The organism is Agrobacterium sp. FDAARGOS_525, from assembly GCF_003938925.1.
Lineage (GTDB): Bacteria > Pseudomonadota > Alphaproteobacteria > Rhizobiales > Rhizobiaceae > Agrobacterium > Agrobacterium pusense.
The window spans coordinates 343,184-362,532 of the sequence record NZ_RKIU01000003.1 but is presented as its reverse complement, the minus strand read 5'-3'; the positions used below and the strand labels follow the sequence as shown (position 1 = coordinate 362,532).

Here is a 19,349-nt window from a genome sequence, read left to right as displayed (position 1 = left end):
CCTCAAACCTTCTTCAACCGTTCCACCGCCATCAGCACCCGCTCCGGCGTTGCTGGCGCGTCGAGGCGTGGGCAGACCTTGTAATCTGCCACGGAAGCGACGGCCATGGAGAGGGCTTCGAGAACCGAGATGGCCAGCATGAAGGGTGGTTCGCCCACGGCCTTGGAGCGGCCAATGGTGGGTTCGGCATTTTCCGACCATTCCGCTAGCCTGACGTTGAAGCTCTTCGGCCGGTCGGAGGCGAGCGGGATCTTGTAGGTGGAAGGCGCGTGGGTGCGCAGCCGCCCCTTGCCGTCCCACCACAATTCCTCCGTGGTCAGCCAGCCCATGCCCTGCACGAAGGCGCCCTCGATCTGGCCGATATCGATGGCTGGATTGAGCGACTTGCCGACATCGTGGAGGATATCGGTACGTTCCATCAGATATTCGCCGGTCAGCGTGTCGATCGATACTTCCGAGCACGCCGCGCCATAGGCGAAATAATAAAACGGCGTGCCGCGGCCGGCGGCGCGATCCCAGTGGATTTTCGGCGTCTTGTAAAAACCGGCGGCGGAAAGCTGCACGCGGGCGAAATAGGCCTTTTTGATGAAATCATTGAAGGCGATTTCCTCAAGGCCGATGCGGACCCGGTTCGGCAGGAAGACGACTTCCTCTTCCGGCACGTTCCAGTTCTCGGCGGCGAATTTGATCAGCCGATCGCGGATCTGGCGGGCGGCGTCATAAGCGGCCATGCCGTTAAGGTCGGTGCCTGACGAGGCGGCGGTGGCTGAGGTGTTCGGTACCTTGCCCGTGGTGGTGGCGGTGATTTTCACCCTGTTGATATCCACCTGGAAGGCATCGGCCACGACCTGCGCCACCTTGGTGTAAAGGCCCTGGCCCATTTCGGTGCCGCCATGGTTCAGATGGATGGAGCCGTCATTATAGATATGCACCAGCGCGCCGGCCTGGTTGAAGGCGGTCATGGTGAAGGAGATGCCGAATTTGACAGGGGTGAGCGCAATGCCCTTGCGGATGACCGGGCTGGTTTTGTTGAATTCGACGATCGCCTCGCGTCGTGCGCGATAGTCGCTTGACGTCTCCAGCTCCTCGACAACGCGGGCGATGATGTTGTCCTCGACTTCCTGATGATAGGGCGTCGTGGTGCGGCCGGAACCGGTCTCGCCGTAGAAATTCAGCTTGCGGATATCGAGCGGGTCCTTGCCGACGGCATAGGCGATTTCTTCGATAAAACGTTCCGCGCCGAGCATGCCCTGCGGGCCGCCGAAACCGCGAAAGGCGGTGTTGGAGACGGTGTGGGTTTTGAGCGGCCGCGAGGTGAGGTGCACATGCGGATAGAAATAGCTGGAATCCGCATGGAACAGCGCGCGGTCCGTGACCGGGCCGGATAGATCGGAGGAAAAACCGCAGCGGGCGGCATAGGTGGCATCGACGGCGTGGATGCGGCCCTCGTCATCGAAGCCCAGCTCGTAATCGACGCGGAAATCGTGGCGTTTGCCTGTTGCCGTCATGTCCTCGTCGCGGTCCGGCCGGATTTTCACGGCCCGGTTCAGCTTCTTGGCGGCGATGGCGCAGAGCGCGGCGAACTGGTTGCCCTGCGTTTCCTTGCCGCCGAAACCGCCGCCCATGCGGCGCACCTGCACGGTAACGGCATTAGATGGCACCTGCAGGATGTGGCTGACGATGTGCTGGATTTCGCTCGGATGCTGGGTGGAGCTCCACACCGTCACATCATCGTCTTCGCCCGGCACCGCCATGGCGATGTGGCCCTCGAGGTAAAAATGTTCCTGTCCGCCGATCCGCATCGTGCCGGTGAGGCGGCGTGGCACGACATCCATTTCCAGCTTCGCATCGCCACGCTTCAGCGTCATCGGATCGATGACGAGCGCGCCGCCATTTTCAATCGCTGTATTGATGTCGGTGAAATGCGGCAGATCCTTATAGGTGATCTTTGCTTTCCGGGCGGCCTTGCGAGCAATATCGCGCGTCTCGGCGAAGACCGCGAAGATCGGCTGGCCGTGGAATTCGACCTTGGTTTCGGCAAGCAGCGGCTCGTCGTGACGGCCGCCGGAGGAAATGTCATTTTCGCCGGGCACGTCCTTACCGGTCATCACCCAGAGAACGCCCGGTGTGGCTTCGACCTCGGAGAGGTCTATCGACACAATTTCCGCGTGGGCACGGTCCGCCATGCCCAGCGCGCCGTGGATGAGGCCCGCGGGTTCGGGAATATCGTCGATATACTCGGCGCTGCCCGTCACGTGCTTGTGGGCGGAATCGTGCCGGAGCGAGGTGTGCATCGGGCCGTCGATTTCGGTCTTGGTCTTGTCGAAGCTTGTGGTGTCCATGGTTCAAGCTTCCTCCAGCGAGAAGCGGGCAAGTTCCTGCTTTTCCCCTGCTGTCTCGAGGAAAAACCGTGTCAGCAAATTCTTGGCCGTCAGTTGCCGATATTCGGCGGTCGCCCGCCAGTCGGTCAGCGGGGTGAAATCCTCATCCAACGCATCGCGCGCGGCATCAATCGTGTCCTGCGACCACGCTTTACCGAGAAGCGCCGCCTCCAGATGTGCAGCGCGTTTCGGCGTACCGGCCATGCCGCCGAAGGCGATGCGGATGTCTTCGACTGCGCCCTCAGCATCAAGCGTCAGATTGAACGCTCCGCACAGCGCGGAAATATCCTCGTCGCGGCGTTTGGAAATTTTGTAGACGGCATAGTGGCTTTCCGGCTTCTGGAACGGAATCAAGAGCTTTTCGACGAATTCGCCGCTGAGCCGGTCCTGTTTGCCGTAATCGATGAAATAGCTTTCCAGCGGCAGGCTGCGGTTTCCTGAGGAAGAACGCAGGGTCAGCGTCGCGTTAAGCGCGATCAGCGCCGGCGGTGTATCTCCGATAGGCGAGCCATTGGCGATGTTGCCGCCGATGGTGCCCATGTTGCGCACCTGCTCGCCGCCGAGACGATCGAACAACCGGGCAAGCGGCGGGAAATGCTCTGCGATGGTCTTGAAGGCCTGGCTGTAGGTGACGCCCGCGCCGAGCGTGATACCGTCTTCGCCCACCGTGATGGTCTGCAGGTCGCCGAGATTGTTGATGAAGATGACAGGGTTCAGCGCCCGCATCTGCTTCGTCACCCACAGGCCGACATCGGTTGAGCCGGCAACGATGGTCGCTTTCGGCTCCGCGGCGTAGATTTCGGTAAGATCAGCAAGCGTTGCCGGAATTATGGTGCGGTCTTCGCCGCTGACGATGGTGATCGTCTCGTTTTCGCGGATCGCCCAAAGCCGTGCCATGATATCGGTGCGGTCGCGTTGCAGCGGGTCGAACAGGGCGCTCGGGCGGGCGGCGGCGATTTTTTCGGCGGCCTTTACGATCGGCTCGTAACCCGTGCACCGACAGAGATTGCCTTGCAGCGCCTTCTCGATATCGGCGCGGCCTGGGTTTTCGCTGGTCAGCCACAGGCCGTAAAGCGACATGATGAAGCCCGGCGTGCAAAAGCCGCATTGCGAGCCGTGGAAATCCACCATGGCCTGCTGCACGGGATGCAACGTGCCGTCGCGGGCTGCCAGATGCTCCACTGTCACGATATGGGTGCCGTGCAGCGAGCCCAGAAAACGGATGCAGGCATTGACGCTTTCATAACGCAGCGAACCGTCCAGCAGCCGCCCAACCAGCACCGTGCACGCGCCGCAGTCGCCTTCCGCGCAGCCTTCCTTGGTCCCGGTCAACCGCTTGCTGATGCGGAGGTAATCGAGAAGCGTGTCTGTCGGTCCGAAATCCCTAAGCGAGATCGTTTCGCTGTTGAGGATGAAGCTGATCGCGTCGTTCATGCAATGCCTTGCTTTTTGTCCGGCCGCCGAGCCGGTTTCTTGTTGTTCATCTATGCACGCCCCGGCAGGCATATCGATTTCCGTTTTGGCAATTCATTCTTTCCATAACGGAAAGAAAATTTGGCGATTATTGTGCCGTCCATCCACCGTCGACGGAAATATGCGTGCCGGTGATGTTGCTGGCGGCGTCGCTGGCCAGGAATATGGCCGCGGTCGCGACATCATCGACGGTGACGAATTGCTTCGTCGCCTGCAATTCCAGCATCACGTCGTTCTTCACCGCCTCTTCGCTGATGCCACGCACCCTGGCCATCTCAGGTATCTGTTTTTCCACCAGCGGGGTGAGCACATAACCGGGACAGATGGCGTTGACGGTAACCCCGGTCTGCGCAAGCTCCAGCGCCGCCGTCTTCGTCAGGCCCATGATGCCGTGTTTGGCCGCCACATAGGCCGATTTGAACGGCGAGGCGACGAGGCCATGGGCCGAGGAAATGTTGATGATGCGGCCTTTGCCAGCCTTCTTCATCAGCGGTATCGCGGCGCGCATGGTATGGAAGGAACTGGTCAGATTGATGGCGATGATCCAGTCCCATTTTTCCGTCGGAAACTCCTCGATGGGCGCGATATGCTGGATGCCGGCATTGTTGATGAGCACGTCGACCGAGCCGAGCTTATCGTGCGACGACTGGATGAGATCGGCGATCTCGTCCGGTTTCGTCATGTCTGCGGGATGGTAAAGCACGCGCCCGCCGCTTTCGGCTTCCAGCACCAGACGGAGTTTTTCGATCTCGTCCTCGTCGCCGAAACCGTTCAGCACGACATTTGCGCCCTCCCTTGCAAATCGCTGGGCAATGGCAAGGCCGATGCCGCTCGTGGAGCCTGTCACGATAACTGTCCGATGCATGCTTTCCCCTTTTTGCATTACTTCGCACATATTTAAGCAGCGTATGCCCAAGAAGGCAGGCTGGCAATCGCCATTTCTGTCCGGGGTCACAGGACACGGATCCGGCGGCGCCCATCCATTTTTTCGAAGCTAAACTTCCATATTATGCGTTTGTCTGCGGGGGCCTCAGTCCCTATCTCTCGGACAGGCAAACAGAGGTATGTTCATGGAACTCGGTCTTTACACTTTCGCGGATGTTAACCCGAACCCCGCCGATGGCCGGGGGCCGGAAGGCGCGCGCCGGCTCAGGGAGCTTCTGGAGGAAATCGAACTTGCCGACCAGGTAGGTCTCGATGTGTTCGGGCTCGGCGAACATCACCGCCCGGACTATGTTGTGTCCTCGCCCTCCACCGTGCTTGCGGCGGCGGCGGTGAAGACGAAGAACATACGTCTGACGAGCGCCGTTTCGGTGCTGAGTTCGGATGATCCCGTTCGCGTGTTCCAGCAGTTTTCCACCGTCGATCTCCTGTCGAACGGCCGTGCCGAGATCATGGCGGGGCGCGGCTCCTTCATCGAATCCTATCCGCTGTTCGGTTATGATCTGGAAGATTACGACGTGCTGTTTGCCGAAAAGCTCGATCTGCTGCTGGCGCTGCGCGAACAGGAAATCGTAACCTGGTCGGGCACCAAGCACCCGGCCATCAACGGTCGGGGCGTTTATCCGCGACCGCTGCAGGAACGTCTGCCTGTCTGGATCGCCGTTGGCGGCACGCCGCAATCTGTCGCCCGCGCCGGCGCCATGGGGCTGCCGGTAGCGCTCGCCATCATCGGGGGCGAATATCGCCGGTTCGCGCCGCTCTTCGATCTCTACCACGAGGCTGCCCGGCGGGCCGGTCAGGACAAGACGACGCTGCGCACCAGCATCAACGTGCATGGCTTCATTGCCGATACCACCGACAAGGCGGCCGATCAGTTTTACGGTCCGCAGGCGGAGGTGATGAACCGCATCGGCCGCGAGCGCGGCTGGGGGCCGACCAACCGCGCCCATTTCGATGCAGCGCGTGGCCCGGAAGGCAATCTTTTTCTCGGCGAGCCGGAGCTGGTGGCAGAAAAGATCATCAAGGCGCATGGGGTATTCAGGAATGATCGCTTCCTGCTGCAGATGGCCATCGGCCTGATGCCACATGATCAGATCATGCGCGGCATCGAGCTTTATGGTACGAAAGTCGCTCCGATCGTCAGAAAAGAATTGACGGGGAGCGCCGATCCGGTGAAAGCCACGGCCTCATGATTACCAAGGCGGGCGCCACGAGACCCGCCATTCACAATGACGGAAAGACATATGGTTATCTCCACCGACGAAGAACTGGTCATGCTGAAGGATATCGGCCGTATATGCGCCGTTGCCATGCAGACCATGGCGGATGCGCTGGAACCGGGCATCACCACGGCCGAACTGGATGCCATCGGCCGCAAGGTGCTCGAGGATAACGATGCGGAATCGGCGCCGGAGTTCTGCTACAAGTTTCCCGGTGCGACCTGCATCAGCGTCAACGAGGAAGTGGCCCACGGCATTCCGGGAGCGCGCATTATCAAGGCGGGCGACCTCGTCAATATCGATGTCTCGGCTGTGAAGAACGGTTTTTTCGGCGACACGGGTTCGTCTTTCGCCGTGCCGCCGGTCAAAAAGGAAATCGAGCGGCTGTGCCGCGATGGCAAGCGCGCCATGTGGACAGGCCTGCAGCAGGTGAAGACAGGCCGGCCCTTTGCCGATATCGGTAATGCCATCGGCGCTTTCGCCAAGAAAAACCGCTACACGCTGATTACCAATCTGGCGAGCCATGGCATTGGCCGTTCGCTGCACGAGGAGCCGAAGGAACTGGCGACCTGGCCGGACAAGGATGAGCGACGCATCATGCAGGAAGGCATGGTCTTCACTGTCGAGCCATTTCTTTCGACGGGGGCTTACTGGGCGGAAGACGGCGATGATGATCCGTGGACGCTCTACAGCGATCCAAGCGCGCCGACGGTGCAATATGAGCATACCGTGGTCGCGACCAAGAACGGACCGCTGGTCCTGACGCTCGCGGACTGACGACGTCTCCTTTGCCGCCTCGTTTTCGCTGTCGGAGCGGGCGCGTGCCGCTTGTTTCTTCTCCCCGAGGGGAGAAGTCCGCGGCAGCGGGATGAGGGGGCAAGCTCTCCGAAATCCGGCAACCTGGCCCCTTCATCCGACCCTTCGAGCCACTTTCTCCCTGGCGGGGAGAGGAAATACGCGGCACCCTCGATGCTCACCGCTTGACCGATAACGACCGCTTATAACGCCGATCAAAATAACTCGCTTGTCCCTTATCCTCCCCGTTGCGATAAGCCATGCATGAGCATCGACAAGCCACTTTCCGCCAGACATCTGACAGCGCTCGGTTTCGCCGGTGCCCTGATGATGGCCTCCGCCATGGGCTTCGGCCGTTTTTCCTTTACGCCGATCCTGCCCGGCATGATGGCGAACGTGCCCCTGTCTGCGGGGGATGCGGGGATCGTGGCGGCTGGTAACTTTGCCGGTTATCTGGCGGGTGCGGTTCTCGCCGCCTATTCATGGGGCTCGGGACGGGAAAGGCTGGTGGCGCTGAGCGGCCTGTTTGCAACCGGAGCGCTTTTGTTGGCGATGGCGGCTTTCAATTCCGTCGCCGCTTTCACAGTCATCCGGTTTCTCGCCGGTATCGCCAGTGCGCTGACCATGATCTTCACCTCGCAGATCGTCATCGGCCATGCCGTCAAGGCCGGCAGGGACAATATCCAGGCGTTGCATTATGGTGGCGTTGGCGCGGGGATCGCAATCTCCTCGCTTGCGGTCTATCTCATCGGTGTCGTCTTCGATGGCGGTGGCGCCTCGTGGCGGGAGGAATGGATCGCCGGCGCCGTCTTCTCCTTCCTGACCTTTATGCTCGTCTTCAGGATATTGCCGGCAGGCCCGCCGCGACATGCTTCCGCGGTGGCGGAACCGCCGCTCAGCTGGACACGACCGCTTTTCCTGACGACGTTGGCCTACGGTCTTTTTGGCTTCGGTTATGTCATCACAGCCACCTTCATCGTGGCGATAGCGCGCATGGCAGCAGCCGGTGTTTTCGTGGAGTTCCTCGCCTGGTTCATCACCGGCTGCGCCGCTGCGGTATCCCTGTTCCTCTGGAAGCCGCTATTGAGGGCGCAGGGGCTGAAACGTGCTTTCGTGATCGTTCTTGCCGTGGAAGCCGTCGGCGTCTTCGCCTCCGTGATGCTGCCGCCCGTGTCCGGTGTGCTCATGGGTGGTCTGCTCCTGGGGCTGACCTTCATGGTCATCACCGCTTACGGGCTACAGCTCGGCCGGGAATTTGCGGGTCCGAGCCCGCGTCGCGCCTTTGCGCTGATGACGGCCGCTTTCGGGACGGGCCAGATCGTCGGGCCGCTTGCCGCCGGCTGGATTGCAGAGGCGACGGGAAGTTTTACCGCGCCCAGCGTTCTCGCCTCCGCCGTGCTCGTCGTCAGCATTCTGCTGATGCTGCCGGTGCTCGCCACGGAGCGGCGTGGTTAAGGCCGCGGGCCGCCGTCTCTTCCCCTTTCATCCTGCGTTTCCACTGGGTATCGTCCACGGACTCTGCCTTACATCTTGTTAAGGTCAGCGCTTCGCCGTTGCTGTGCACAAATTTCTGCCCTAGGTTCGGGCGATCTAGTGCTTCGCCAATAATGGCTGATTTCAAACGCGCGTGAGTTCGAAACGTGTTTCATTCCTTCTTTCCCAAACCGAAATTGTTCTTCACGTCTGCCTTCGTCTGGGCGATGGCCATGATCGGCGTTTGGTATGCCGGCGGCCGCAATTGGGGCGCCGCCATTGGCCTGCCGCCTTTGCCTGCCGGACAGGAGCCTGTCATCGGCGTTTCGGTTTTCTGGTCCACGCCGTTCCTGTGGTTCTACATCTATTACGCCGTTGCCGCGCTGATCTTTTCCGCATTCTGGTTCTGGTATCGGCCCCATCGCTGGCAAAACTGGTCAGTGCTCGGTTCGGCGCTTATTATTTTCGCGACGTATTTTTCGGTGCAGGTGAGTGTTGCGGTGAATGCCTGGTACGGGCCGTTCTACGACCTCATCCAGCAGGCTCTGGCGCGAACGGCGCCTGTTACGGCTGAGCAGCTATATATGGGGTCGCTTGGTTTCGCAGGCATTGCCTTCGTCGCCATCTTCGTTGGCGTTCTAAATCTGTTTTTCGTCAGCCACTACATTTTCCGGTGGCGCACGGCGATGAACGAATTCTACATGTCGAACTGGGATCGTCTGCGGCATATCGAAGGTGCCTCGCAGCGTGTGCAGGAAGATACGATGCGCTTTTCCTCCACGGTCGAGGGGCTGGGCGTGGGCTTCGTGCGCGCGATCATGACTCTGATTGCATTTCTACCTGTCCTGTTCACTTTCTCGGAAACCATCACGGACCTGCCGTTTTTCGGGACCGTGCCGCATGCGCTGGTATGGGCTGCGATCGTTTGGTCAGTGTTCGGAACCGTTTTCCTGGCGCTCGTGGGTATCAAACTGCCCGGCCTCGAGTTCCGCAATCAGCGCGTCGAAGCGGCGTATCGAAAAGAACTTGTCTATGGTGAAGACCATGAAGATCGCGCGGATCCCCTGACCATCAGCGAGTTGTTCGCGAATGTCCGGAAGAATTATTTCCGCCTCTATTTCCACTATCTCTACTTCAACGTCGCCCGCATCTTTTATCTGCAGGCGGACAACATCTTCGGCACACTGGTACTCATCCCGTCGATCGTTGCCGGCAAGGTAACGCTCGGGCTGATGAACCAGGTACTCAACGTCTTTGAACAGGTCCGTGGCTCGTTCCAGTACCTCGTCAACTCATGGACGACCATTGTTGAACTCCTGTCGATCTACAAACGTCTTAAAGCTTTCGAAGCGGCCATCGAAGGGCAGGAACTGCCTGAAATCGACCAGCGCTACCTGCTTCGGGAAGCAAGAGGCGGCGAGCTGGATGCTGATCGCCCATGACCAAACAAAAAGGCGGCCAATCGGCCGCCTTTTTTCATGAAGAGGTTCAGCCCTCGGTCTTCGCCTTCTTGCGCGCCTCGATCATCGGCATGGCTTCAGCATAGCTCACACAGGCGACATCGGTCTTGTGGCAGACCTCGCGCAGCAGCCTTTCATAGGCGTTCCAGTAGGCGCCGCCATTCATTTTCACGAAGTGAAAGCCCATCTGCAGGGGAATGCGTTCGCCATTGTACTGCCTGTCGAAAGCGTTGCGGAAGGCAGTGTAGGCGCGCTCTTCGAACTCGCTCGAGCGATCGGGCGTTTCGACGCCGACGGAGTGGCGGATGAAGAGGTTGTAATCCATGGCAATGATCGGGCGGTTGCCCGGGCCTTCGGGTATCAGCGGCAGGCCGAAATGCTGGATACCTTCCCGCTCCACCGGCCATTCCGGTCCCTTGGTGATGCTGGTGGCGTCGTAAACGAAGCCGTGCTTTTTCTGCGCGGCGGTCAGCGCCGGACCCTGCGACAGATAGGGCGCGCGGAAACCATTGATCTTTTTGACCATGTCGCGCCAGCCTTCGGGCTCCTCGCCCTTCTTGCCGATCATCTGCCAGGCGTTTTCCAGCGTGCTGGTGAAGGTGGTGAATTCGCCGTCCCACTGTTCGGCGGTCCATTGCCCGCCGTCGAAATGGCCGCAGGTGTGGTTGGCGATCTCGTGGCCTTCGCGATAGGCGGCCCAGATGTTTCTAAGCCTTGCCTCCACCTCATCCGGCGACTGGCCGAAGCCGACATTGGAGCGGCCGGCCTTCTGGCCCGGTCCCTGATAGGTCTTGGCGCTGGTCTTGCGATCCATCACCAGCGTACAGGCGAGAAAATAGGTGAAATGCGCCCCGACTTCTTTCGCCGTCGCCCGGCTTCTTTCCCACAGCGTATTGTCGCCCGCACCGTCGAAGGAAACGATGACAAGCTGCTTCGGCTTCTGCACCTCTTGTGCAAAAGCGGGAAGGGCGGCGAGAAGCGACAGGGAAAAGGCGGCAAAGGGGCGAAACATCAGTCTTCCGTCATATGAACACCGTGGCCTTTTGCGGGTGGAATAAGGCGAAGCTTTGAATAGTCTGGCGTTTTCATGACTTTCAGCCTAATTCCTGTTCTTGACTGCGGTGATTGAGCCGCTTCGTTCCACTCCGGGGGCCGTGTTCCATGCTTTTTCTCGCACTCTGTCTTGCCTTGTTTTTGCTCACCCATCTTCTGAAGGTGATCGCACCGCAGTTTCGCGCGCGCATGATCGCGACGATGGGTGAAGGGCCATTCAAGGGCGTTTATTCCGTCGTCAGCCTCATCACGCTCGGCCTTGTCATCTACGCTTTCGGCGAAGCGCGGCAGGAGACGGGCATGCTCTGGTATCCGCCGGTCTGGATGAGCCACATCGCCATTACCCTGATGTTGCTGGCGATGATCTGTCTCGTGGCCAGCCTCATCCCGGCTGGCCATATCGCAACGAAGACCAAACATCCGCTCATTCTGGCCGTCAAAATCTGGGCGCTCGCGCATCTTCTCGCCAATGGAGAAACGTCTTCGATCCTGCTTTTCGTGTCGTTCCTTGCCTGGGGCGTGGTGATGCGGATTTCGCTGAAGCGCCGGGAACGGGCAGGTGAAAAAGTGGTCCGGGACTTCGTTTCAAGCCGCTACGATCTGGTGGCGGTCGTCGGCGGCATCGTTCTGTGGGGGGCTTTCATCCTGAAACTGCACGAATGGTTGATCGGCGTTCAGCCCATCGCCATGTAGGAAATCGACGTTTCCCCCTTACATATCAGGCAAAATAGGCTAGAAGGCCGACCATGACCCGGTTGGCCTTACTTTTGCCGATCCGGGTAAGCGGCTTGGTATGTCCGCGGACGGATGGATCGGGACACGATCTCCGCGCGGGTAACGGAGAATTTGATGGCAAACGAGAATGATACCTTTATCCGCGAAGTGAACGAGCAGATCCGCTCCGAGCAGCTGTCGCGTTTCTGGGGCCGTTACGGTATCGTGGTCGTGGGTGCCGCCGTCCTCGTTGTTCTCGGTGCCGCCGGTGCCGGCATCTACGAATACTGGAACACCAGCCGTGCCTCCAATTCCGGCGATCAGTTCCTGGCGGCCCTGACGCTCGCTTCCGAAAACAAGACGGATGAGGCGCTGAAGGCCTTCGCCGATCTCGAAACCTCCGGTCACGGCAACTATCCCGTTCTGGCGAAGTTCCGTTCGGCAACGCTGCTGTCACAGAAGGGCGATGCGGCCGGTGCGATCGCCGCCTTCACCGCGATCGGCAACGATAATTCCGCGCCGCAGGTCTTCCGTGATGCCGCCAAGGTTCGCGCCGCCTGGCTGCTGGTCGATAATGGCACCTATGATCAGGTGGCTACGCTTGCCGAACCGCTCAGCACTGACGGCCAGACCATGCGCGCTTCCGCCCGCGAGGCGCTCGGTCTTGCCGCCTATAAGGCTGGCGATTTCGCCAAGGCCAAGCAATGGTTCGAGCAGATCGTCGGCGACACGCAGGCGCCGCGCAACGTCACCAACCGCGCGCAGATCATGCTCGATAACATCACCGCTTCGGGCAAGGCTGCCTAACGCCGCTGCCCCGCCCGAGATCGCGCCGACAATCTTCGCATTGCCAAAGCGATCCAACGCATTATTTTACGCATGTCCTTTGCCCAAAACAGGTAACGTTTTGGGCAGACGTGCTTTAAGGAACCAGGATCAATGAGCTTCACCGTCGCCATAGTCGGGCGCCCCAATGTCGGCAAGTCCACGCTTTTCAACCGTCTCGTCGGAAAGAAGCTGGCGCTGGTGGATGATACGCCCGGCGTGACCCGCGACCGCCGGCCTGGCGAGGCAAAGCTCGTCGACCTGCGTTTCACCATCATCGATACCGCCGGTCTGGAGCAATCCGGGCCGGAAACGCTTCAGGGCCGCATGTGGGCCCAGACGGAAGCGGCGATCGACGATGCCGACGTGACACTCTTCGTAGTGGATGCAAAGGCGGGCCTGACGCCGGCCGACGAGACGCTGGCGGAAATGCTGCGACGTCGCGGCAAGCCGGTGGTGCTGGTGGCCAATAAATCCGAAGCGCGCGGTTCCGACGCCGGTTTCTACGATGCCTTCACGCTCGGTCTTGGCGATCCTTGCCCGATCTCGGCCGAACACGGCCAGGGAATGATCGACCTGCGCGACGCCATTGTCGAGGCGATCGGCGAAGACGTCGCCTTCCCGCCGGAGGTGGACGAGGCGGAAACGGATATCGTTCTGCCACGCAGCGAGCCCGGCAGCGAGGACGAGGAAGACGAAGAGCCCGTCTATGACGAGACCAAGCCGCTGCGCGTCGCCATCATCGGCCGGCCGAATGCGGGCAAGTCGACGCTGATCAACCGTTTCCTCGGCGAAGATCGCCTTTTGACCGGCCCCGAAGCCGGTATCACCCGCGACAGTATTTCCGTCGAATGGGACTGGCGCGGCCGCACCATCAAGATGTTCGATACGGCCGGCATGCGCCGCAAGGCCAAGGTGACGGAGAAGCTGGAAAAGCTCTCGGTTGCGGATTCGCTGCGCTCCATCCGCTTCGCCGAAACCGTCGTCATCGTGTTCGACAGCACCATTCCGTTCGAAAAGCAGGATTTGCAGCTGGTCGATCTCGTCATCCGCGAAGGCCGCGCCGCCGTGCTCGCCTTCAACAAATGGGATCTCGTCGAAGACCCGCAGGCCTATCTGGCCGATCTGCGTGAAAAGACCGAGCGTCTGCTGCCGCAGGCGCGCGGTATTCGCGCCGTGCCGATTTCCGGACAGACGGGGTATGGTCTCGACCGGCTGATGCAGAATATCATCGATACCGACAAGGTCTGGAACCGCCGCATCTCCACCGCAAGGCTTAACCGCTGGCTCGACGCGCAGACCACGCAGCACCCGCCGCCGGCCGTCTCCGGCCGCCGCCTGAAGCTGAAATATATGACGCAGGTCAAGGCCCGCCCGCCCGCCTTCATGATTTCCTGCACGCGGCCGGAAGCCATTCCGGAGAGCTATACGCGTTATCTCGTCAATGGCCTGCGCAAGGATTTCGACATGCCGGGCGTGCCGATCCGCGTACATTATCGCGGCTCGGACAATCCGTTCGAGAGCAAGGCGAAGAAGAGACGTTGATTTTGGCGTGAGACGTCGCGGCAATTTTCTTCTCCCTGCCGGGGAGAAGATGGCCCGAAGGGTCAGATGAGGGGGCAAGCTCTCCGTATATCGCTGGCCTAGCCCCCTCATCCCGCTGCCGCGGACTTCTCCCCCTCGGGGAGAAGAAACAAGCGGCGGACGCTCATCCAACGCCTTGTTTTGAAGAGTAAAAATCATGCTGATCAAGCAGACCGACTATCAGCGGATCTACCGCGTCATCAACAGCCTGCTCCTCGCCCAGAATGCCGATCCCGCTTCGGCCTCGATGTATTTCAGCACTTTCGGCGCCTTCATCCTGCAGCAGCACTACAAGGTGAAAGCGGTGCCGAAGGGCGGGCTTGCGGCCTATAATCTTGGCGGAAAGGTGCTCCTGTTCGCGGATCATCGCGACGATGGTTACGTGACAGGTGCGGGCGAGAATTTCCACTGCTGGATCGATGCCGATGGCTGGGCGATCGATTTCATGGCGCCGGCTTTTGCCGATAGCGCCCGGGGGCTGTCGGTGCCGGCAAAAATGTTCCAGCGGCCACTCTCCGCCATGGCGGCATCCATCAACGATCTCGGCCAATCCGGCGATTTCTTCTATCGTTCGGAGCCGGAAGCAACAGCCAAGCGCTTTGCCGAATGGCACAAACACGCGATGATCGGCGATATGGCAAGCGTCGCCGCTAACTGGTTCCGCAAGTCACCCAAGCAGATGGCGGCGTTGCTGTCGGTGACGGATCGGGACGGTAAGGCGCGGACAGTGCCACTGACAGGCGAATCTCTGGTCGGTGCCTGGTAGGCACCGGTTTATCGGACTAAAGGACGGCCAGCGTAATCCCGCGGCAGCCGCCTGACGTCAATCAGCAGCCCGACCCCGTTCTGAAGATAACGGCAGTCGCGTCCTGATCGCCTTGTGACATTCCCGATCGGTTTCGTCCACTATCCCTGAAGAAAATCTCGGGGATCGACTCATGCAAGTTGGGAGCGGGAGAGCAGCGGCAGCGATTTGCCAGCGGCATGAATGACATTGTCGAGGAATTGCCTGGATGCCTTTTCCCAGCTGTAGCTCCTGGAGAGCGCCAGCGCCGCCTGGGGCGAACAATGAAGGGCGGCAAGACAGGCATCGCGAAGATTGTCGTCCAGCGCTCCGGCCGCCGGGTTGCCGCCAAGGATGTCGATTGGTCCGGTAACGGGGAAGGCGGCCACGGGCACGCCGCTTGCCAGAGCTTCCAGAATGGTGTTGCCGAAGGTGTCTGTCTTGGACGGGAAAACGAAGACATCGGCCTGCGCATAGGCGTCGGCAAGATCCTCGCCGGTCTTGACGCCGGTGAAAAGGACGTCAGGGTATTTTTCCTGCAATTCATGGCGGGCGGGGCCGTCGCCGATGACGACCTTAGATCCCGGCAGGTCGAGATCGAGGAATTCCGGCAGGTTCTTCTCCACCGCTACACGTCCCACGGTCATGAAAATCGGTCTCGGCAGGTCGAAGGGCAGCTTTGCCTTCGGGCGGGGATGGAAAAGCTCGGCGTCGATGCCGCGGCTCCAGCGTTTGAGGTTGCGCACGCCGCGCGCCTCCAGTTCTGTCTCAAGGCTTGGCGTCGCCACCATGCAGGTGTTGCCGCCATTGTGGAACCAGCGCACGAAGGCATAAAGCCAGCTTTCCGGCACGGGAAAGCGCGCCGCCACATATTCGGGGAAGCGGGTGTGATAGCTGGTTGAAAAACGCATGCGGTTCTTGACGCACCAGCGCCGCGCCATGAAACCCAGCGGCCCTTCTGTGGCAATATGCACGAAGGAGGGCTGGCTTTTTTCGATCTCCGCCGCCACGCGGCGATAGCCGGCAACCGAAAGGCGGATTTCCGGATAGGTGGGGCAGGGGATGCTGTAAAAACTCTGCGGCGTCACCATGCGCACATCGACGCCGAGCCGCGCGAGTTCGGTATTGGTGTTTTCGATCGAGCGAACCACGCCGTTGACCTGCGGGTGCCAGGCATCTGTGACAATCGTGATTCTCGTCATGAACACCGATCCTGCTCATCTGCGCACGGGCGAATCCCCATTGCCCGGCTTCCGCCCGTATATGCGGCGCGCGTGTTACAGGATCATGTCAGGGTCTGTGACGGCTGCAAAACCTTGTTTGCTGGCCGGGCGTGGCGGCTATCCGACGAGAGGGAGCAATTCGGGGCTGATCAGCGCGCCGTGGTGGCCAATCACGGTTGCCGCCGCCCTAGCGGCAAAAGTGGCCGCTTCTTCCGGAGAGCTTCCGGTCACATAACGGGCGAGGAAGGCGCCGTTGAAACTGTCGCCGGCGCTCGTCGTGTCCACCACCTCAACGGCCTTCATCGCCGGGGCGTGGCTACGGTTGCCGCCGAAATCGAGTGTTGCGCCCTTGGGGCCGTCCTTCACAACGATGTTTTCAACACCGAGCGAACGGTAACGGGCAATGGTCGCTTCCACGGAGGTATCGCCGAAATGGCTCGCCTCGTCGTCGAAGCTCGGCATGACAAGCGTCGCGGCGCGGGCGCCATTGGAGATCGTCTCCAGCATGATGTCCTTGTCCGCCCAGAGGCGCGGGCGGATGTTGGGATCGAAGACCACGAGCTTGCCCGTCGCCCTGGCGCGGCGCAGTTCCGCAAGGAATGTATCGACATCATGGGCAGAGGCGAGGATGGCGAGCGTAATGCCGGAGAAATAGACGACGTCGGCGTTTTCGACCGTTTTGCGCAGGTGGTCCGCGTCCGCAGCGAGCTGTCTTGCCGCCGCGGCATTGCGCCAGTAGCTGAAGGTGCGTTCGCCGTCTTTCAGGTTGATCAGGTAAAGGCCGGGCGTGCCGCCCTTGATGCGGCGGATTTTTTCCGTGCCGATGCCGGCTTCCGCAATGAATGCCAGCATGTCTTCCGAAAGCGGATCGTCGCCGAGTGCGGTGAAATAATCGACGGACCAGTCCTCTGGCAGGCAGGCGCGCGCATACCAGGCGGTATTGAAGGTGTCGCCGGCAAAACCCTTACGCAGCAGCCCGTTGCCGGCCTGCGACAGTTCCACCATACATTCGCCAATCGACAGAAATCGTCCGCCCACGCCGTCATCCTCCCGTTTTTTCCAGCCATGCGGCTTACGACGAGTGCGCGCTGCTGACAAGGTGGTTTTGGCCGTTTGTGCAGGTGCGAAGTTAAGGTTTACGCGGAGGCGGCGGCTTTATATTCTCTGCGTCAGACACGATCAGGAGATTGCCGATGACGTTATCCCATGCCCCGGTCCACAAACCCCAAGCGCAATCGGACTGGTGGAAGGGAGCGGTGATTTATCAGGTCTATCCGCGTTCGTTTCAGGACACGACGGGCGACGGCTATGGTGATCTCGCCGGCGTGACCAAGCGCTTGCCATACATCGCCTCGCTCGGTGTCGACGCAATCTGGCTTTCGCCCTTCTTCACCTCGCCCATGGCGGATATGGGCTATGACGTCTCGGATTATTGCAATGTCGATCCGCTGTTCGGCACGCTCACTGATTTCGATGCGCTGATGGCCGAGGCGCATCGTCTCGGCTTGAAGGTCATCATCGACCAGGTCATCTCGCACACGTCGGACCAGCATCCATGGTTCGTGGACAGCCGGGCGAGCCGGACGAACAGCAAGGCTGACTGGTATGTGTGGGCCAATCCCAAGCCGGACGGCACGGCACCGACGAACTGGCTTTCAGTTTTTGGCGGGCCGGCCTGGGAGTGGGATGGCGTGCGCAAGCAATATTACATGCACAGCTTCCTGACGTCGCAACCGGACCTGAACTTCCACAATCCCGAGGTTCAGGATGCGCTGCTGGAAACGGTACGCTTCTGGCTGGATCGCGGCGTGGACGGTTTCCGGCTCGATACCGTCAATCACTATTTCCACGACAAGCTCCTGCGTGACAACCCGCCGCTGTTCGACGAGGAAAGCTTCGGGCTCGACGCTTCCGACGTCAACCCCTACGGCATGCAGGACCATCTTTATGACAAGACCCGGCCGGAAAATATCGGTTTCCTGAAGCGCTTCCGCGCACTGCTCGATGAGTATGAGGGCCGCGCCACCGTGGGTGAAGTGGGTGACGGCGCGCGATCGTTGAAGACCGTTGCTGCTTACACGTCCGGCAACGACAAGCTCAACATGTGCTACACCTTCGACCTTCTGGGGCCGGATTTCACCGCCAAACACATCCGCGGGTCGGTCGAGACTTTCGGCAAGGTGGTGACGGACGGGTGGGTCTGCTGGGCCTTTTCCAACCATGACGTGGTGCGCCATCTCAGCCGGTTTTCGGAAGGCGCCGAAGAACAGACGCGGGTTGCCAAGCTTGCCATCTGCGTTCTCGCCAGCCTGCGCGGGTCCATTTGCCTCTATCAGGGCGAGGAACTTGGCTTGACGGAGGCTGAGCTGGCTTTCGCTGATTTGCGTGACCCCTATGGCATCCGCTTCTGGCCAGCCTTCAAGGGGCGCGATGGATGCCGCACGCCGATGGTCTGGGAAACAGGCAAGCAGAATTCCGGCTTTTCGACCGCTGAAAAACCGTGGCTGCCGGTGCCCTATGCGCATGCCATGCACGCCGCGGATGCGCAGGAACGAAGGCCGGACTCGATCCTGAACCATTACCGGGCGGTTCTGTCGTTCCGGAAAAGCCATGGCGCGCTGCGTGACGGGGACATGACGTTCCTGAAAACCAATCTCGACGTGCTGGCCTTCACGCGTTACAGGGGCGAGCATACGCTGCTTTTCGTTTTCAACCTGACGCGCAAGCCGGTGGAGTTTCCCATCCCCAGGGGCATGAACGTGACGACAATCCTGCCGATGCCGGGTTTCGAGCCGCTGTTTGATGGCGGCATCGTCAAGCTTGAGGGGCTGGACGTGTTTTGCGGGAGCGTTGAATGAGCGGGACTTTCGACGTCCGAAATGCTGGCGACTATCCGGATGACTGGTGCCTTCTGCGACACCGTCTCTGGCCCGATACGGCGCCTGAAGACCATCGGGCTGAGTTGCAGGACGTTTGCGAAACCGGGGCTGGATTTATCGTTCACGATCTTGACGGATCGGCCATTGGTTTTGCCGAGGTCAGCCTGCGGCGGGATTACGTCAACGGCTGCGATACGTCACCCGTGGCGTTTCTTGAGGGAATCTACGTGGAGGAGGCGTTTCGCAGGCAGGGCGTCGCCGCCCTTCTGGTGGAGCAGGTGACCCGCTGGGCCATCGACCAAGGCGTCAGCGAACTTGCCTCCGATGCCGATATCGCCAATCTCAGCTCCCATCGCATGCATGCGGCCCTGGGATTTGAGGAAACGGAGCGCGTCGTTTATTTTCGCAGGTCGCTGATCCCGAGGCGATAAGCTGCCTGTGCTGATCCGCGAAGAGTCTCTGGCTGCGGGGCGGGTTGCCACCGCCGCATGTGACGTCATGGCTTTGTCTTAACGTCGTAACGAAGCTATTTAAGTATATTCA

At 60.3% G+C, this 19,349-nt stretch carries 16 protein-coding genes; 10 read left to right on the top strand and 6 right to left on the bottom strand.

Annotated features, from left to right (window positions below):
• Positions 1 to 2: 2 nt before the first annotated feature.
• The 3 genes from xdhB to EGT36_RS02930 all read right to left on the bottom strand — a co-directional run bounded on the left by xdhB (position 3) and on the right by EGT36_RS02930 (position 4,719).
• The gene (gene xdhB / locus EGT36_RS02940) at positions 3 to 2,342 is read right to left on the bottom strand and encodes a xanthine dehydrogenase molybdopterin binding subunit (protein ID WP_037089722.1); all 2,340 of its coding nucleotides are present in this window, start codon (positions 2,340 to 2,342) and stop codon (positions 3 to 5) included.
• Between the two features lie 3 nt (positions 2,343 to 2,345).
• Entirely contained in the window at positions 2,346 to 3,815 is a 1,470-nt protein-coding gene (gene xdhA, locus EGT36_RS02935; protein WP_037089723.1) for a xanthine dehydrogenase small subunit, read from the bottom strand.
• A gap of 127 nt (positions 3,816 to 3,942) precedes the next feature.
• On the bottom strand, positions 3,943 to 4,719 hold the full coding sequence (locus tag EGT36_RS02930) for a 3-hydroxybutyrate dehydrogenase (protein ID WP_006699412.1): 777 nt from the start codon (positions 4,717 to 4,719) through the stop codon (positions 3,943 to 3,945).
• Between the two features lie 205 nt (positions 4,720 to 4,924).
• Here EGT36_RS02930 and EGT36_RS02925 point away from each other — a divergent pair, with 205 nt between their 5' ends.
• The 4 genes from EGT36_RS02925 to bacA all read left to right on the top strand — a co-directional run bounded on the left by EGT36_RS02925 (position 4,925) and on the right by bacA (position 9,726).
• Positions 4,925 to 5,989, top strand: coding sequence for an LLM class flavin-dependent oxidoreductase (locus EGT36_RS02925; RefSeq protein ID WP_004443085.1), 1,065 nt, complete (start codon positions 4,925 to 4,927; stop codon positions 5,987 to 5,989).
• A gap of 51 nt (positions 5,990 to 6,040) precedes the next feature.
• Positions 6,041 to 6,793 carry a type I methionyl aminopeptidase gene (map, locus tag EGT36_RS02920; RefSeq protein WP_004443083.1) on the top strand — a complete coding sequence of 251 codons (753 nt, stop codon included), beginning with the start codon at positions 6,041 to 6,043 and terminating at the stop codon, positions 6,791 to 6,793.
• Between the two features lie 282 nt (positions 6,794 to 7,075).
• Positions 7,076 to 8,266 carry an MFS transporter gene (locus tag EGT36_RS02915; RefSeq protein WP_022556741.1) on the top strand — a complete coding sequence of 397 codons (1,191 nt, stop codon included), beginning with the start codon at positions 7,076 to 7,078 and terminating at the stop codon, positions 8,264 to 8,266.
• A 185-nt stretch (positions 8,267 to 8,451) separates the two neighbouring features.
• The gene (gene bacA, locus EGT36_RS02910) at positions 8,452 to 9,726 is read left to right on the top strand and encodes a bacteroid development protein BacA (RefSeq protein ID WP_006699415.1); all 1,275 of its coding nucleotides are present in this window, start codon (positions 8,452 to 8,454) and stop codon (positions 9,724 to 9,726) included.
• A gap of 46 nt (positions 9,727 to 9,772) precedes the next feature.
• Here the strand turns inward: bacA and EGT36_RS02905 are convergent, their stop codons facing one another.
• Positions 9,773 to 10,756 carry a polysaccharide deacetylase family protein gene (locus EGT36_RS02905; RefSeq protein WP_037089724.1) on the bottom strand — a complete coding sequence of 328 codons (984 nt, stop codon included), beginning with the start codon at positions 10,754 to 10,756 and terminating at the stop codon, positions 9,773 to 9,775.
• Between the two features lie 149 nt (positions 10,757 to 10,905).
• Between EGT36_RS02905 and EGT36_RS02900 the strand changes: the two genes are divergently transcribed.
• From EGT36_RS02900 to EGT36_RS02885, 4 genes are all read left to right on the top strand, one after another.
• The gene (locus tag EGT36_RS02900) at positions 10,906 to 11,490 is read left to right on the top strand and encodes an NnrU family protein (protein ID WP_006699417.1); all 585 of its coding nucleotides are present in this window, start codon (positions 10,906 to 10,908) and stop codon (positions 11,488 to 11,490) included.
• Between the two features lie 156 nt (positions 11,491 to 11,646).
• Entirely contained in the window at positions 11,647 to 12,318 is a 672-nt protein-coding gene (locus EGT36_RS02895; protein ID WP_037089725.1) for a tetratricopeptide repeat protein, read from the top strand.
• 132 nt (positions 12,319 to 12,450) lie between these two features.
• Entirely contained in the window at positions 12,451 to 13,881 is a 1,431-nt protein-coding gene (gene der / locus EGT36_RS02890; RefSeq protein ID WP_004443070.1) for a ribosome biogenesis GTPase Der, read from the top strand.
• 196 nt (positions 13,882 to 14,077) lie between these two features.
• Entirely contained in the window at positions 14,078 to 14,686 is a 609-nt protein-coding gene (locus tag EGT36_RS02885; protein ID WP_037089727.1) for a DUF2026 family protein, read from the top strand.
• Between the two features lie 170 nt (positions 14,687 to 14,856).
• Here EGT36_RS02885 and EGT36_RS02880 read toward each other — a convergent pair whose 3' ends face one another.
• Together EGT36_RS02880 and EGT36_RS02875 are read right to left on the bottom strand one after the other, a co-directional pair.
• Positions 14,857 to 15,906: a bifunctional monoglucosyl/glucuronosyl diacylglycerol synthase gene (locus EGT36_RS02880; RefSeq protein WP_004443066.1), complete on the bottom strand. Its 1,050-nt coding sequence runs from the start codon at positions 15,904 to 15,906 to the stop codon at positions 14,857 to 14,859.
• Positions 15,907 to 16,044: 138 nt separating this feature from the next.
• Positions 16,045 to 16,965, bottom strand: a complete 921-nt coding sequence (locus tag EGT36_RS02875) for a sugar kinase (protein ID WP_169692046.1) — start codon at positions 16,963 to 16,965, stop codon at positions 16,045 to 16,047.
• Positions 16,966 to 17,120: 155 nt separating this feature from the next.
• Between EGT36_RS02875 and bglA the strand changes: the two genes are divergently transcribed.
• Positions 17,121 to 18,785: a beta-galactosidase BglA gene (gene bglA, locus EGT36_RS02870; protein ID WP_037089731.1), complete on the top strand. Its 1,665-nt coding sequence runs from the start codon at positions 17,121 to 17,123 to the stop codon at positions 18,783 to 18,785.
• Complete coding sequence (aac(6'), locus tag EGT36_RS02865) at positions 18,782 to 19,237, top strand: aminoglycoside 6'-N-acetyltransferase (protein ID WP_037089732.1); 456 nt, start codon at positions 18,782 to 18,784, stop codon at positions 19,235 to 19,237. Before bglA ends, aac(6') begins: the two co-directional genes overlap by 4 nt.
• Positions 19,238 to 19,349: the final 112 nt, after the last annotated feature.

Bases quoted from the DNA above. Each gene is read 5' to 3' on its own strand.
- EGT36_RS02900 (WP_006699417.1), top strand. From the start codon at position 10,906: ATGCTTTTTCTCGCACTCTGTCTTGCCTTGTTTTTGCTCACCCATCTT.
- EGT36_RS02925 (WP_004443085.1), top strand. From the start codon at position 4,925: ATGGAACTCGGTCTTTACACTTTCGCGGATGTTAACCCGAACCCCGCC.
- EGT36_RS02905 (WP_037089724.1), bottom strand. From the start codon at position 10,756: ATGTTTCGCCCCTTTGCCGCCTTTTCCCTGTCGCTTCTCGCCGCCCTT.
- xdhB (WP_037089722.1), bottom strand. From the start codon at position 2,342: ATGGACACCACAAGCTTCGACAAGACCAAGACCGAAATCGACGGCCCG.
- EGT36_RS02895 (WP_037089725.1), top strand. From the start codon at position 11,647: ATGGCAAACGAGAATGATACCTTTATCCGCGAAGTGAACGAGCAGATC.
- EGT36_RS02885 (WP_037089727.1), top strand. From the start codon at position 14,078: ATGCTGATCAAGCAGACCGACTATCAGCGGATCTACCGCGTCATCAAC.
- EGT36_RS02880 (WP_004443066.1), bottom strand. From the start codon at position 15,906: ATGACGAGAATCACGATTGTCACAGATGCCTGGCACCCGCAGGTCAAC.
- der (WP_004443070.1), top strand. From the start codon at position 12,451: ATGAGCTTCACCGTCGCCATAGTCGGGCGCCCCAATGTCGGCAAGTCC.
- map (WP_004443083.1), top strand. From the start codon at position 6,041: ATGGTTATCTCCACCGACGAAGAACTGGTCATGCTGAAGGATATCGGC.
- EGT36_RS02915 (WP_022556741.1), top strand. From the start codon at position 7,076: ATGAGCATCGACAAGCCACTTTCCGCCAGACATCTGACAGCGCTCGGT.
- bglA (WP_037089731.1), top strand. From the start codon at position 17,121: ATGACGTTATCCCATGCCCCGGTCCACAAACCCCAAGCGCAATCGGAC.
- EGT36_RS02930 (WP_006699412.1), bottom strand. From the start codon at position 4,719: ATGCATCGGACAGTTATCGTGACAGGCTCCACGAGCGGCATCGGCCTT.
- xdhA (WP_037089723.1), bottom strand. From the start codon at position 3,815: ATGAACGACGCGATCAGCTTCATCCTCAACAGCGAAACGATCTCGCTT.